Origin of the sequence: Novosphingobium gossypii (assembly GCF_050433305.1) — a bacterium.
In the GTDB taxonomy this organism is placed as follows: domain Bacteria; phylum Pseudomonadota; class Alphaproteobacteria; order Sphingomonadales; family Sphingomonadaceae; genus Novosphingobium; species Novosphingobium gossypii.
Genome location: NZ_JBNPXM010000001.1, coordinates 797,249 through 811,946, shown reverse-complemented (window position 1 = coordinate 811,946; position 14,698 = coordinate 797,249). Strand labels below are relative to the sequence as shown.

11 protein-coding genes are annotated in these 14,698 nt (G+C 64.4%); 8 read left to right on the top strand and 3 right to left on the bottom strand.

All coding sequences use genetic code 11. The annotated features are described in order from the left end of the window. The first annotated feature begins 152 nt into the window (after positions 1 to 152). The 8 genes from gor to GGR40_RS04150 all read left to right on the top strand — a co-directional run bounded on the left by gor (position 153) and on the right by GGR40_RS04150 (position 11,183). Complete coding sequence (gene gor, locus GGR40_RS04185) at positions 153 to 1,505, top strand: glutathione-disulfide reductase (protein ID WP_429274919.1); 1,353 nt, start codon at positions 153 to 155, stop codon at positions 1,503 to 1,505. 279 nt (positions 1,506 to 1,784) lie between these two features. Next, positions 1,785 to 3,311 carry an acyl-CoA carboxylase subunit beta gene (locus GGR40_RS04180; RefSeq protein WP_429274918.1) on the top strand — a complete coding sequence of 509 codons (1,527 nt, stop codon included), beginning with the start codon at positions 1,785 to 1,787 and terminating at the stop codon, positions 3,309 to 3,311. Between the two features lie 87 nt (positions 3,312 to 3,398). Further along, positions 3,399 to 4,592 carry a beta-ketothiolase BktB gene (bktB, locus tag GGR40_RS04175; RefSeq protein ID WP_429274917.1) on the top strand — a complete coding sequence of 398 codons (1,194 nt, stop codon included), beginning with the start codon at positions 3,399 to 3,401 and terminating at the stop codon, positions 4,590 to 4,592. Further along, positions 4,589 to 5,026, top strand: a complete 438-nt coding sequence (mce, locus tag GGR40_RS04170) for a methylmalonyl-CoA epimerase (RefSeq protein ID WP_429274916.1) — start codon at positions 4,589 to 4,591, stop codon at positions 5,024 to 5,026. The genes bktB and mce overlap by 4 nt, the downstream gene beginning before the upstream one ends. 19 nt (positions 5,027 to 5,045) lie before the next feature. Further along, the gene (scpA, locus tag GGR40_RS04165) at positions 5,046 to 7,196 is read left to right on the top strand and encodes a methylmalonyl-CoA mutase (protein ID WP_429274915.1); all 2,151 of its coding nucleotides are present in this window, start codon (positions 5,046 to 5,048) and stop codon (positions 7,194 to 7,196) included. Positions 7,197 to 7,261: 65 nt separating this feature from the next. Next, positions 7,262 to 8,326: a biotin synthase BioB gene (gene bioB, locus GGR40_RS04160; RefSeq protein WP_429274914.1), complete on the top strand. Its 1,065-nt coding sequence runs from the start codon at positions 7,262 to 7,264 to the stop codon at positions 8,324 to 8,326. Beyond that, positions 8,326 to 9,180: an alpha/beta hydrolase gene (locus GGR40_RS04155; RefSeq protein WP_429275219.1), complete on the top strand. Its 855-nt coding sequence runs from the start codon at positions 8,326 to 8,328 to the stop codon at positions 9,178 to 9,180. Before bioB ends, GGR40_RS04155 begins: the two co-directional genes overlap by 1 nt. Beyond that, positions 9,162 to 11,183 (top strand): ATP-binding protein, encoded by a 2,022-nt coding sequence (locus GGR40_RS04150; protein WP_429274913.1) that lies wholly within the window; start codon positions 9,162 to 9,164, stop codon positions 11,181 to 11,183. Before GGR40_RS04155 ends, GGR40_RS04150 begins: the two co-directional genes overlap by 19 nt. 102 nt (positions 11,184 to 11,285) lie before the next feature. Here the strand turns inward: GGR40_RS04150 and GGR40_RS04145 are convergent, their stop codons facing one another. The 3 genes from GGR40_RS04145 to GGR40_RS04135 all read right to left on the bottom strand — a co-directional run bounded on the left by GGR40_RS04145 (position 11,286) and on the right by GGR40_RS04135 (position 14,644). Next, positions 11,286 to 12,668, bottom strand: a complete 1,383-nt coding sequence (locus tag GGR40_RS04145; RefSeq protein WP_429274912.1) for a peptide MFS transporter — start codon at positions 12,666 to 12,668, stop codon at positions 11,286 to 11,288. Positions 12,669 to 12,962: 294 nt separating this feature from the next. Beyond that, complete coding sequence (aroB, locus tag GGR40_RS04140; RefSeq protein WP_429274911.1) at positions 12,963 to 14,069, bottom strand: 3-dehydroquinate synthase; 1,107 nt, start codon at positions 14,067 to 14,069, stop codon at positions 12,963 to 12,965. Next, complete coding sequence (locus GGR40_RS04135) at positions 14,060 to 14,644, bottom strand: shikimate kinase (RefSeq protein WP_429274910.1); 585 nt, start codon at positions 14,642 to 14,644, stop codon at positions 14,060 to 14,062. The genes aroB and GGR40_RS04135 overlap by 10 nt, the downstream gene beginning before the upstream one ends. Between the last annotated feature and the right edge of the window lie 54 nt (positions 14,645 to 14,698).

Below are 14,698 nucleotides of genomic sequence, written 5' to 3'. Positions count from 1 at the left end.
TCAACCAATGCGGTTGACAATAGGTTCCCAAGGCCCTGCGGCGGGAAGAAATTCTTCGGCGTCGGATGGAAATCGCCACCGTACGGATGCACCCCCGCTGGCAATCGTGATGCCCATGTCCCATATGCCCCGCGACCAAAGGAGCTTTGTGCATGTCCGACGCCGACTACGATTACGATCTGTTCACCATCGGCGCCGGTTCGGGCGGTGTGCGGGCCAGCCGCGTCGCGGCGGCGCACGGTGCGCGCGTGGCCGTGGCGGAAGAGTTCCGGGTTGGCGGAACGTGCGTGATCCGCGGCTGCGTGCCCAAGAAGATGCTGGTCTACGCCGCGCACTTCGCAGAGGATCTGGAAGACGCCAAGCACTTCGGCTGGGACGTGGGCGAACCCCGGTTCGACTGGAAGACCCTGCGCGACAACGTGCTGGGTGATGTGGACCGGCTGAACGGCCTCTACACGCAGACGCTGGACAACAACAAGGTCGAGATCTTCCACGAGCGTGCGGTCATCACCGGGCCTAACGAAGTCACGCTTGCCAGCGGCGAAAAGAAAACGGCGAAGCACATCCTCATCGCCACCGGCGCGCGTCCGCATGTGCCGTCCTGCCCCGGCCACGAACACGGCATCACGTCGAACGAGGCGTTTCACCTCGATGCCATTCCCCGCCGCGTGCTGATCGCGGGGGCAGGCTACATCGCCAACGAGTTCGCGGGCATTTTCCACCAGTTCGGCGCGAAGGTGACGCTGATCAACCGGTCCGACCAAATCCTGCGCGGCTATGACGAAAGCGTGCGCGACCGCCTGCTGCAGATCTCGCTGATCAAGGGGCTGGAGTTCCGATTCAACGCCAACTTCGAGAAGATCGACAAGCAGGACGATGGCTCGCTGCTGGTCCACATGAGCAACCACGAACCGCTGGAAGTGGATTGCGTGCTGTTCGCCACCGGGCGCGTGCCCAACATCGAAGGTCTGGGCCTTGACGATGTCGGGGTGAAGCTGACCGACAAGGGCGCGATCGAGGTGGATGAAAATTCGCGCACCAGCGTCCCCAGCATCTACGCCGTGGGTGACGTGACCGACCGCGTGCAGCTTACCCCCGTTGCCATCCGCGAAGGGCAGGCATTTGCCGACAGCGTGTTCGGCGGCAAGCCGACGACGGTCGATTACGCCTGCATTCCGTCCGCCGTGTTCAGCCACCCCCCGATCGCCGGCGTGGGGCTGACAGAGGCGCAGGCGACGCAGCAGTTCGGCTCGGCCAAGGTTTATACCAGCGACTTCCGGCCGATGAAGAACGTGCTGGCCCAGCGCAACGAACGCTCGCTCTACAAGATGGTCTGCCATCCCGAGACGGACAAGGTTCTGGGCATCCACATGATCGGCCCGGACGCGCCCGAGATCATGCAGCTCGCCGCCGTTGCCGTGAAGGCGGGTCTCAGCAAGGCCGATTTCGACGCCACCGTGGCCATCCACCCGACGATGTCGGAGGAAATGGTGCTGCTGAAATAGCACTGCGGAACTAAGGTCGGGGGCGAAATCCGTCGCCCCCGACCTGACCCGGGACCGCCGGCCGGAAATGGCCCACGTAGCGATGATGCGTGGGCAAGCTCCGCCCCGAGACGGCCCCGATACGCACCCGGCGCGGGCCGACCATCCGCCAGGCGATCATCCGCCGCGCACCTGTGACAAGTGTTAACCGCGCGATTAAAAACAGTTGACCCCACCGTTCAACCCGTCCTACGCAGATGCAGCAATTGACGCCGCAGGCGCTGAGGCAAGGGAATCCGGATGTCAGCAAATATCGCCGAAATGGAGAAGCGCCGGGATGCGGCCAAGCTGGGCGGCGGGGAAAAGCGCATTGCCGCGCAGCATGCCAAGGGCAAGCTGACCGCGCGCGAACGCCTTGACGTGCTGCTGGACGAAGGCAGCTTCGAGGAGATGGACCTCTACGTAGAGCATGACTGCGTGGACTTCGGCATGCAGGACCAGAAGATCCCGGGCGACGGCGTGGTGACGGGTTCGGGCACGATCAACGGGCGGCTGGTCTATGTCTTCAGCCAGGACTTCACGGTGTTCGGCGGCTCGCTGTCGGCCCGTCATGCGCAGAAGATCTGCAAGATCATGGATGCCGCGCTGAAAGTCGGCGCACCGGTAATCGGCCTCAACGATTCGGGCGGCGCGCGCATTCAGGAAGGCGTCGCTTCGCTGGGCGGCTATGCCGACGTATTCCAGAAGAACGTGCTGGCATCGGGCGTGGTGCCGCAGCTTTCGCTCATCATGGGCCCTTGTGCAGGCGGCGCGGTCTATTCCCCGGCGATGACCGACTTCATCTTCATGGTGAAGGACAGCTCCTACATGTTCGTCACCGGCCCGGACGTGGTGAAGACCGTCACCAACGAAGTGGTCACGCAGGAAGAACTGGGCGGCGCGATCACGCATTCCAGCAAGACGTCGGTATCCGATCTTGCGCTTGAAAACGATATTGAAGCGCTGCTGGCGGCGCGCGATTTCTTCGACTTCCTGCCGCTGTCCAACCGTGATGAAGTGCCCGAACGGCCCAGCGCCGACGCGTGGGACCGTCTGGAGCCGACGCTGGACACGATCATCCCGCCCAGCGCCAACCAGCCCTATGACATGCACGAAGTCATCCGCAAAACGGTGGACGAGGGTGAGTTCTTCGAACTGCAGCCCCAGCACGGCGGCAACATCCTGATCGGTTTCGGTCGTATCGAAGGCCGCACGATCGGCATCGTCGCTAACCAGCCGATGGTCCTGGCGGGCGTGCTGGACATCAATTCCTCCCGCAAGGCGGCGCGTTTCGTGCGCTTTTGCGATGCCTTCAACATCCCGATCGTGACTTTCGTGGACGTGCCCGGCTTCCTGCCCGGCACCGATCAGGAGCATAACGGCATCATCAAGCACGGCGCCAAGCTGCTGTTCGCCTATGCCGAGGCGACCGTGCCCAAGATCACCGTCATCACCCGCAAGGCCTATGGCGGCGCTTACGACGTGATGAGTTCCAAGCACCTGCGCGGCGACCTCAACTATGCCTGGCCCACGGCGGAAATCGCGGTGATGGGCGCGAAGGGCGCGGTGGAGATCATCTTCCGCGGTCAGGACGCTGACGGCATCGCCGCCAAGACGAAGGAATACGAAGACCGCTTCGCCAACCCGTTCGTGGCGGCCAGCCGTGGCTACATCGACGAGGTTATCTACCCGCACTCCACCCGCCGCCGCATCGCGCTGGGCCTGCGCAAGCTGCGCAACAAGGAGTTGGAGAACCCCTGGAAGAAGCACGACAACATTCCGCTGTGATCCGTCAGGTGGCCTTTTCGAGAGTACACTGATCAGGATCGAAAGCCGAATACGGCATCCGGAAACCTAGGGATTGGAAGTCAGGTCATGGAAGACATCTACATCATCAGCGGCGTACGCACGGCGGTCGGCGATTTCGGCGGTGCATTGAAGTCGTTCATGCCGGCCGATCTGGGTGCGCTGGTCGCGACCGAGGCGCTCAGGCGCGCGGGCGTGGAGGCCGATGCGGTGGAGCACGTCGTCATCGGCCAGGTCATGCCCACCAGCGCCCGCGACCAGATGCTGGCGCGCGTGATCGGCATCAATGCCGGCATCCCGCTGGCCACTCCTGCGCTGACGCTGAACCGGCTGTGCGGTTCGGGCGTGCAGGCGATCGTATCCGCGGCGCAGATGATGAAGCTGGGTGAGGCTTCGGTGACGCTGGCGGGCGGCGCCGAATCTATGTCCAACGTGCCTTATCACGATCACGGCGTGCGCTGGGGTCGCAAGATGGGTCCGAACACGCAGGAAGACGCGCTCGTGCTGGGCCTGTCGGATGCGATCGGCGGCTATCACATGGGCATCACCGCCGAGAATGTGGCGGAGCGCCACTGCATCAGTCGGGAGGAAATGGACGCGCTGGCTGTCACCAGCCACCAGCGCGCTGCCCATGCCATCGCCGAGGGGCGATTCAAGGACCAGATCCTTCCGGTGGAGATAAAGACGCGCAAGGGCGTGACCGTGTTCGACACAGACGAGCATGTGAAGGGCGACACCACGCTGGAAGTGCTTGGCGGCATGCGGGCGGCTTTCAAAAAGGACGGCGCGATCACCGCAGGCAACGCCAGCGGCATCAACGACGGTGCTGCCGCCGTGGTACTGGCAACAGGAGCCGAGGTGGAGAAGCGCGGGCTGAAGCCGCTTGCGCGTATCGTTGCCTGGGGTCACGCAGGCGTCGAGCCGGAATATATGGGCGAAGGCCCGATCCAGGCCGTGCCCATCGCCCTGAAGCGCGCCGGGGTGACGCTCGACCAGATCGACGTCATCGAAAGCAACGAGGCATTCGCCGCTCAGGCCGCCGCCGTTTCCAAAGTGCTGGGCTTCGATCCGGCGAAGGTCAATCCGAACGGCTCGGGCGTGTCGATCGGCCACCCGGTCGGCGCTACGGGAACGATGCTGACGATCAAGTGCATGTACGAACTTCAGCGCACGGACGGTCGATACGGCCTTGTGACCATGTGTATCGGCGGCGGGCAGGGCATTGCCCTGGTCATCGAGAACGCTGGAAGGCAGGCGGCGTGAAGCTGGGCCGCCTCAACCACATCGGTGTCGCCACGCCCGATCTCGACGCTGCCATCACGTTCTACCGGGACGTGATGGGCGCGACGGATGTGACCGAGCCGTTCGTGCTGGAAAGCCAGCAGGTACGCGTCTGCTTCGTGAACACACCCGGAGAGGGCGGGACCGCCGGCACCCAGATCGAGCTACTCCAGCCGACTTCCCCGGATTCGGCGGTGGGCAAGTGGCTGGAGAAGAACCCGCTCGGGGGACAGCACCACATCTGCTATGAAGTGCCCGACATCCACGCCGCCAAGGCCTGGTTCGAGAGCCTCGGCAAGCGAGTGCTGGGCGAGCCGCGCATGGGTGCCCACGGGACGCTGATCTTCTTCGTCCACCCTCGCGACATGGGCGGCCAGCTGACCGAGATCATGGAAACGCCCAAGGGCGCGCACTGAATTGCCAGGGAAACCGATCATGCCCGACATCAACGACTGGAAGGCAGCCGCCGAAAAGGAGGTCAAGGGCAAGGACCTGACCTGGGAAACGCCCGAAGGCATCGCGGTCAAGCCGCTCTACACCGCCGAGGATGTGACGGCGGATCCCGGCCTGCCCGGCTTCGCGCCTTTCACGCGCGGCGTGCGCGCCTCGATGTATGCCGGTCGCCCCTGGACCATCCGCCAGTACGCCGGTTTCTCGACCGCAGAGGAATCCAACGCCTTCTACCGCCGCAACCTCGCTGCCGGGCAGAAGGGCCTGTCGGTCGCCTTCGACCTTGCGACGCACCGTGGCTATGACTCCGACCACCCGCGCGTCGTCGGCGATGTCGGCAAGGCAGGCGTCGCCATCGACTCGGTCGAGGACATGAAGATCCTGTTCGACGGCATCCCGCTCGACCAGATGTCGGTGTCGATGACCATGAACGGGGCGGTGATCCCGATCCTGGCGTTCTTCATCGTCGCAGGCGAGGAACAGGGCGTCGATCGCAAGCTGCTCGACGGGACGGTCCAGAACGACATCCTCAAGGAGTTCATGGTCCGCAACACCTACATCTACCCGCCCGAACCCAGCATGCGGATCATCTCGGACATCTTCGGGTATACCAGCCGCGAGATGCCCAAGTTCAACTCGATCTCGATCTCCGGCTACCATATGCAGGAAGCCGGCGCGACGCAGGTGCAGGAATTGGCCTTCACCATCGCCGACGGCATCGAATATGCCCGCTACGGCGTGGCGTCTGGCCTTGATCTGGACCAGTTCGCGGGCCGGCTTTCGTTCTTCTTCGCCATCGGCATGAACTTTTTCATGGAAGTCGCCAAGCTGCGCGCCGCGCGCGTGCTGTGGCATCGGGCGATGACGAAGCTGGGCGCGAAGTCCGAACGCTCCAAGATGCTGCGCACCCATTGCCAGACCTCGGGCGTGTCGCTGACCGAGCAGGATCCCTACAACAACGTGATCCGCACCACGATCGAGGCTATGGCCTCGATGCTGGGCGGCACCCAGTCGCTGCACACCAATGCGCTGGACGAAGCGATCGCGCTGCCCACCGATTTTTCGGCCCGCATCGCCCGCAACACGCAGATCATCATCCAGGAAGAAACCGGGATGACCAAGGTGGTCGATCCGCTTGGCGGCTCCTACTACGTCGAGGCGCTGACCCAGCAACTGGTCGATGCCGCGCAGGAGATCATCGACCGTGTGGAGAGCGAAGGCGGCATGGCCAAGGCGGTCGCCGCCGGCTGGCCAAAGGCGATGATCGAAACCGCCGCCGCCGCCCGACAGGCGCGCGTGGACCGGGCGGACGACGTCATCGTCGGGGTCAACAAGTATCGCCTCGCCAACGAAGACCTGCTGGAAACGCTGGAGGTCGACAACACCAAGGTGCGCGAGGCGCAGATCGCCCGCATCGAGAAGGTGAAGGCCAGCCGTGACGAAGCTGCCTGTCAGGGCGCGCTCGATGCACTGCGCAAGGCTGCTGCTGCGCCGCAGTCGATCGAGACGAACCTGCTGGCCCACGCCGTCGATGCCGCCCGTGCCCGCGCCACGCTGGGTGAAATCAGCTCGGCGATGGAAGAGAGCTTCGAGCGTTACGGCACCCAGCCAACCCCGGTGAAGGGCGTCTATGCCGCGCCTTACGAAGGTGACAGCCGCTGGCAGCAGGTGCTCGACGGGGTGCAGGCGGTGGAGCGTCGGCTGGGGCGCAAGCCGAAACTTCTCGTCGCCAAGATGGGACAGGACGGGCATGACCGCGGTGCCAACGTGATCGCCTCCGCCTTCGGCGACATGGGGTTCGAAGTTGTCTCCGGCCCGCTGTTCCAGACGCCGGAGGAGACGGTGGTGCTGGCGCTGGAAAGCGAAGTCGATGTGGTGGGCGCTTCGTCGCTGGCGGCAGGGCACAAGACCCTGATCCCCGAACTGATCCGCCAGCTTCGCGAACAGGGCCGCAGCGACATCAAGGTGATCGCGGGCGGGGTGATCCCGCCGCAGGACTACGATTACCTGCGCAATGCCGGCGTGCAGGGCATCTACGGCCCCGGCTCGAACGTGGTGGAATGCGCGGCGGACGTTCTGCGCCTGCTAGGCCACAACATGCCCCCTGCTGGTTCCGAACTGCAGGCTGCCGAGTGATGCTGGATCGTTGCCCGACTAGCGCCTATGGGCGTGGTTTGGCTTTGGCCAGCTAAGGAATGACAATGACCGATACCCGCTCCATCACCCCGCGCCCTGTGGCCCGCAACGACTGGACCCGCCAGGAAATCGCCGCGCTTTTCGACCTGCCGTTTACCGAACTGGTCTTCCGCGCTGCCGAAGTCCATCGCGCCAGCCATCCGGCGAACGAGGTGCAGTTGTCCACGCTGCTCTCGATCAAGACGGGCGGGTGCGTGGAGGATTGCGGCTATTGCTCGCAGTCGGTCCACGCGGAAAGCGGGGTCAAGGCGACCAAGCTGATGGAAGTGCAGCAGGTGCTGCAACGCGCGGCGCAGGCGGCCGATCAGGGCTCGACCCGCTTCTGCATGGGCGCTGCCTGGCGCAACCCCAAGGACCGCGACATGCCCGCCATCATCGAGATGGTGAAGGGCGTGCGCGCGATGGGCATGGAAACCTGCATGACGCTGGGCATGCTGACGCCCGATCAGGCCGACATGCTGAGCGATGCGGGGCTGGACTACTACAACCACAACATCGACACCTCGCCCGAGCGTTACGATCAGGTCATCACCACGCGCACGATGGAGGACCGCCTCGACACGCTGTCCAACGTGCGCATGGCCGGGATCAACGTGTGCTCGGGCGGGATCGTCGGCATGGGTGAAACCCGCGCCGACCGCGTTGGCTTCGTCCACACGCTGGCGACGCTGCCGGATCACCCGCAGTCGGTGCCGGTCAACGCGCTGGTTCCCGTAAAGGGCACCGTGCTGGGCGACATGCTGGCCGACACCCCGCTGGCCAAGATCGACGACGTGGAGTTCGTCCGCACTGTCGCCGTCGCGCGCATCACCATGCCGCTGTCGATGGTGCGCCTCTCCGCCGGGCGTGAATCGATGTCGGAGATGACGCAGGCCATGTGCTTCATGGCCGGCGCCAACTCTATCTTCACCGGCGACAAGCTGCTGACCGCGCCCAACGCCGGCGACGACAACGATCTGGCGATGTTCGCACGCCTCGGCATCAGGCCGATGGCCATCGAACTGACGCCCGCGCAAGTCGAAGCCCAGCGCATGCCCAAAGGCTGCGCCAAGCTGGAAGCGGCTGAGTGATGCGTCTGGCAGGATCGATGCTGATGGCGTTGTCCTGCCTCCTTTCGGTGCCGGGCGTTGCGGTGGCCGCATCGCCTGCGCCTGCTCCGATCACGATCGGGGAAACGCACCTCGTCCAATTCGCCGACGACGATCTGCGGCAGGTCAACGTCTACCTCCCGGAAGGGTATGCCGGGGGGACCGAGCGCTACCCGGTGCTTTATCTCATCGACGGCGGCCTGTCGCAGGACTTCCTGCACATCGTCGGAACCAGCGCGCTCAACGCGATCTGGGGGCGCTCGCTGCCGGTCATCGTCGTCGGGATCGAAAGCAGGGATCGCCGCGCCGAACTGATCGGCAGCGCGGGCAATGCCGCGCAGCGCAAACAATATCCCACCGCCGGACAGTCCGCCCGATTTCGCGCGTTCCTGCGCGACAGGGTAAAGCCGCTGGTGAACGCGACCTATCGCTCCGATGGCAATGACGGCGTGATCGGGGAATCGCTTGCGGGGCTGTTCATCGTGGAGACATGGCTGCGCGAACCGGGCCTGTTCCACCGCTATGCTGCCATCGACGCGAGCCTGTGGTGGGACGATGCGGCGCTTTCCAAAGCCGCTGCGAACCTGGTGGCTGCCAATCGCCCCAGCGCGCCCTTGTACCTCACCTATTCGAACGAAGGGCAGGAAACTGCTCAAGCTGCGCAGAGCGTCGCCAGGGCAGGGGGGGCGCGGGTCTGCCTTGCGCCGCGTCCGGACCTGACCCACGCAACGGCGTACCACGTGCTTTCGCCGCAGGCGCTGCAATTCCTGTTTCCGACCGTCAACAAACAAGATCCCGAATGGGGCTTCGAGGTGCCATGTTCAAAAAGATTCTGATCGCAAACCGGGGCGAGATCGCCTGTCGCGTCATCAAGACGGCGCGACGCATGGGTATCGCCACGGTTGCCGTCTATTCCGATGCCGACGCCCGCGCGCCGTTTGTGCAGATGGCCGATGAGGCGGTTCACATCGGACCGGCCCCTGCCGCCCAGTCTTACCTGATCGCGGACAGGATCATCGCCGCGTGCAAGCAGACCGGCGCGGAAGCGGTCCACCCCGGTTACGGCTTCCTGTCGGAGCGGACGTCGTTCGCTGAGGCGCTGGCGGCGGAAGGCATCGTGTTCATCGGCCCACCCGTAGGCGCGATCGCGGCGATGGGGGACAAGATCGAGTCCAAGAAGCTGGCCAAGGCGGCTGGCGTCAACGTCGTCCCCGGCTTCGTCGGCGAGATCGAGGATACCGAACACGCGGTGCGCATCTCGAACGAGATCGGCTACCCGGTGATGATGAAGGCATCGGCGGGCGGCGGCGGCAAGGGCATGCGTCTTGCCTATACCGAGCAGGACGTGCGCGAGGGCTTCGAGAGCGTCAAGCGCGAGGGCCTGAACTCCTTCGGCGACGACCGCGTCTTCATCGAGAAGTTCATCCTCAACCCTCGCCACATTGAAATCCAGATCCTGGGCGACCAGCACGGCAATATCCTCTATCTGAACGAGCGCGAATGCTCGATCCAGCGCCGCCACCAGAAGGTGGTGGAGGAAGCGCCGTCGCCCTTCGTAACGCCTGCGATGCGCAAGGCCATGGGCGAGCAGTGCGTCGCCCTGTCGCGCGCGGTGGGTTACTATTCGGCGGGCACGGTGGAACTGATCGTCTCGGGCGCGGACCCGACGGGCGAAAGTTTCTACTTCCTCGAAATGAACACCCGTCTTCAGGTGGAGCACCCCGTCACCGAAGCGATTACCGGCATCGACCTCGTCGAGCAGATGATCCGCGTCGCGGCGGGCGAGAAGCTGGAGATGACGCAGGACGATGTGAAGATCGACGGCTGGGCCATCGAGAACCGCGTCTACGCCGAAGATCCCTATCGCGGCTTCCTGCCCTCCACCGGACGCCTCATCCGCTACAATCCGCCGGTCGATGGCTGGACGGATGATGGTGAGGAGAATGGCCGCCGGGGCATTGACGGCATCCGCGTGGATGACGGCGTCTACGAAGGCGGCGAAGTCTCGATGTTCTACGACCCGATGATCGCCAAGCTGATCACATGGGGCGACACGCGCGACGAGGCAGCGGACAAGCAGATCGCCGCGCTCGATGCTTTCGAGATCGAGGGCCTTGGGCACAACATCGATTTCGTATCCGCGATCATGCAGCATCCGCGCTTCCGCTCGGGCGAGCTGACGACCGGTTTCATCGCCGAGGAATATCCCGAAGGCTTCCACGGCGCGCCTGCGTCGGACGGCCTGAAGGTGCAGCTGGCCGCGATCGCTTCGTTCGTGGCGACTGCCCGCGCCGACCGTTCGCGCCGGGTCGAGGGCCAGCTTGGCGCCCCGCTGGACCCGCCGGGCGAATGGACCGTCACTATCGACGGCGACGTCTTCGCGGTCGAACTCGACGAGGATCTGCTGACCGTCAACGGTAAGGAAGTCGAGCTTGAGCTGGAATACACGCCCGGCGACCGCTTCGTGGACGCTGAAGTGGACGGCGAAGACCTGACGCTCAAGCTGGAAGTCACCCGCACCGGCTTTCGCATGACCACGCGCGGGGCGATCCACAAGGTGGACTGCCTGCCTGCGCACATCGCGGGGTATACACGGCACATGATCGAGAAGATCCCGCCCGATCTGTCGAAGTTCCTGATCTGCCCGATGCCCGGCTTGCTCGTCTCGCTCAACGTGGGCGTGGGCGACAAGGTCGAGGCCGGGCAGCCGCTGGCGGTGGTGGAAGCCATGAAGATGGAGAACATCCTGCGTGCGGAAAAGTCCGGCACGGTGAAGACCGTCAACGCCAAGGCGGGTGAAAGCCTGGCCGTGGACGCGGTGATCCTCGAAATGGAGTGATCCCTGCTACTTCGGGCAAAAGAAAAGGGGGCGCCGCGCGGTGCCCCCTTTTCTTTTGCCGGCGATGTAGCGGGGTTCGATCCCGCGAACGGCAGAACCGGATCAGGCGGTGCCCAGCAGTCGTCGGGCGAAGAACAGCTTGAACAGACCAAAGCCCACCGTGGCGACGACCGCCGAACCCATGTGCAGCAGCCAGAACTGCGTTGCAGGCATGGTCTGGAACAGCGTCCCGATCTTGCCCACGGCCAGGTTCGCGCCGAAGAAGGCCAGGTAATAGATGCCGACGATGGACGCGTTGAGCGCCCTCGGCGCCAGCCGCGTGAACAGCGCAAGGCTGACCGGAAGAAGGTGCGCGAAACCGATCGAGTTCACGAGGTGGAACAGCACCGGCCAGAACAGGCCGATCTTGCCCGCGCCCTGTGTCGCCGCGGCCATGTAGAGACACGCGCCGCCGCCAACGATGAACACGCAGCCCAGGATCATCTTGCCCAGTTCATCCGGCTCCTTGCCGATGCGCTTGCCCACGAAGGCCCAGAACGCCGCCACCACGACCAGCATCGAGAAGCTGAGCGTCGCATCGATCGTGATCATCCAGCTGGTCGGCAGGGTCTCCCCCATGAAGGTCAGCTGGAATTGCTGATCGGCCCAGACGAGATAGGCGTTGAAGATCTGCTGGTTCGTCAGCAACGAAATGCCCATGATCGGCACCAGCAGCAGCACCGCCAGCAGGCGCGGGCCGTCACCCTTTTGGAACCGGGCGCGGGGCGTGGCGGACTTCGCCGGCTTCGTGTTCGCAGGCAGCCACGGACGGGCATACAGGTAGATCAGCAGGCCCAGCACCATCACCACGCCGGCGCAGCCGAAGCCCCAGTGCCAGCCGATTTTCTCGCCCAGAGTGCCCGACACCAGCGGCGCGGCGATGACCGATACGTTGATGAAGATGTAGAAGATCTGGAACGCCATCGCGCGGCGGATATCTCCGGGGCGGTAGAGTTCGCCCACCTGGCTGGCGATGTTGCCCTTGAACAGGCCGACACCAACCACCAGCGACAGGAGCGCGAGGAGGAACGCGCTTTCGAAGGCCATCAGGAAATGGCCCAGCGACATGACGATCCCGCCCGCGATCAGCGCCGCACGCCGCCCCAGCAAGAGGTCCGCAAGAACTCCGCCCAGGATCGGCGTCAGGTACACCAGCGCGGTGTAGAGGCCGAAGATCTCGGAAGCGAGCGGCTGGCCGTGCAATCCGGGGAACAAGTGCGTGCTGACCCAGTCGAGGCCAAGCACCTGTTCCTGCCGTCCCGGCACCAGCAGGTACTTCACCATGTAGAGCGTCAGCAGCGTCTGCATGGAATAGTACGAAAACCGTTCGCACCCTTCGACCACGCCCAGATAACCCAGACCCTTAGGATGGCCGAGGAATGCCCGATCATCCCTCGTGGCGATTTCAGGGAAGTCGAGCTCGGGTGTCGCTTCGGCTGCAGTCATGTCGGTCCAGTAATTATCTTGTTCACAGGCGCAATCGCGCTTCGTCGGCGAGCAATGTCACGCCGATGTAACAAGGTCAAACATGAACAGGCACTGGCTGCATGTCCGCGCAAAAGGCGGCAGGCCGATCGACCTGCCGCCTCCGCAACGCCCCGGGGGATTCACGCGGGGCGTCTAGGCCCCCCGGCCAGCGTGACAAACGCCTACTCCGAAAAAGGAGTGTGCATGGTGGAATAACGGCGGAATGGCCGCGACGATCCGGCTTTCGTCGCGGCAGGAATGCGCGTCGTCCTGCTAGCGAGCCAGTTCCTCGTCTAGGAAAGCCGCCACGTCGTCCAGCGATACCTGCCTGTCGAGGTACGTCTGGCCGATGCCCTTCATCAGCAGGAAGGGCAGGGTGCCCGCGTCCATCTTCTTGTCGTGCAGCATGTGCCGCACAAGTGTGCCGCCGTCGCAATCGAGGCCGAGCGCCTTCAGGCTGGACGGAAGGCCGATGTCGCCGATGTGCTGCGCGACGTGTTCCGCGCTGGCCGGCGGCATCAGTCCGCGCCGCGCCGAATAGCGCGCGGCCAGCACCATGCCCAGCGCCACGCCTTCGCCATGCAGCAGGCGGGCGGAGAAGCCGGTTTCCGCTTCCAGCGCATGACCGAAGGTATGGCCAAGGTTCAGCAGCGCGCGGCGCCCGGTCGTCTCGAATTCGTCTTCGGCGACGATGCGCGCCTTTGCTGCTACCGAGTGAGCGACGGCATATTCGCGCAGAGCGGCATCGCCCGCGATCATGGCCGCCGCGTTGCCGTCGCACCAGGCGAAGAAGTCGGCGTCGTCGATCAGGCCGTACTTCACGACTTCGGCATAGCCCGCCAGCAGATCGCGCGTCGGCAGGGTTTCCAGCGCGGCAAGGTCGGCCAGGACTAGCGAAGGCTGGTGGAATGCGCCGACGAGATTTTTGCCCGCGGGCGTATTGATCGCAGTCTTGCCGCCGACGCTGGAATCGACCTGTGCCAGCAGCGTGGTGGGCACTTGGATGAACTTGCAGCCGCGCTTCAGCACTGAGGCGCAGAACCCGGTAAGGTCGCCGATGACCCCGCCGCCAAGCGCGATGATATGGTCGCCCCGCTCCACCTCGAGGTCGAGCAGCCAGTTGACTGTGGCGGCCAGTTCTTCCCACGACTTGGTCTGTTCTCCTGCGGGAAGAATGCGCCACTGCGGTTCGTGGCCGGCATCGCGCAGCGACTGTTCGACCACTGCGCCCCATGCCGCATGGACATTGACGTCGGTAACGATCGGCACCGCACGCTTGCGCAGCCTGCCTTCGCAGTTGGTGGCGAGTTCGGCCAGCAGCCCGGCGCCGACGCGCACTTCGTAGGGGCGACCGGCGATGTCGACGGGGATTACAGCCATTGCGAAATTCCCTGGAGAACCTTGTTGATCGTCTGCACATGCGGCCCGCTGCCGCTCAGGATGTGGATGGGGGCCTGGCAATAATGCTGCGCGCGTTCCTCGCGCAGGCGACCCAGGATCTCGCGCGGATCGCCATTGCGCAGCAGCGGGCGGTTTTCCTTGCGGGCGGTCCGCTCCACCAGGGTATCCACGTCACTGTCGAGCCAGACCGTGATCGCCTTGTCGAGGATCAGCGCGCGCGTCTCGGCGTTGACGAAGGCGCCGCCCCCCGTGGCGATGACGATGCGACGGCCGGATTCCACGCTGTCGGCCAGCAGGCGCGCGATGACTCGGCGCTCTCCATCACGGAAATACTGTTCGCCGTATGCGTCGAAGATCTCGGGGATAGTCATCTGCGCGGAGCGTTCGATCTCGTCATCGGCATCGACGAACGGGCAATCCAGTAGATGCGCCAGCCGTTTGCCCACGCTGGACTTGCCCACGCCCATCATGCCGACAAGCACGATGGGACGGTCCACACGGCGGGCAAGCGCCGCAATCTCCTGCGCGGAAAACCGGGTCTGTTGAACGTCCATTGCCCGATCGCCTATAGTTGCGCTAGGTCGCAGCGCAAGCATGGTGAAGGAAGC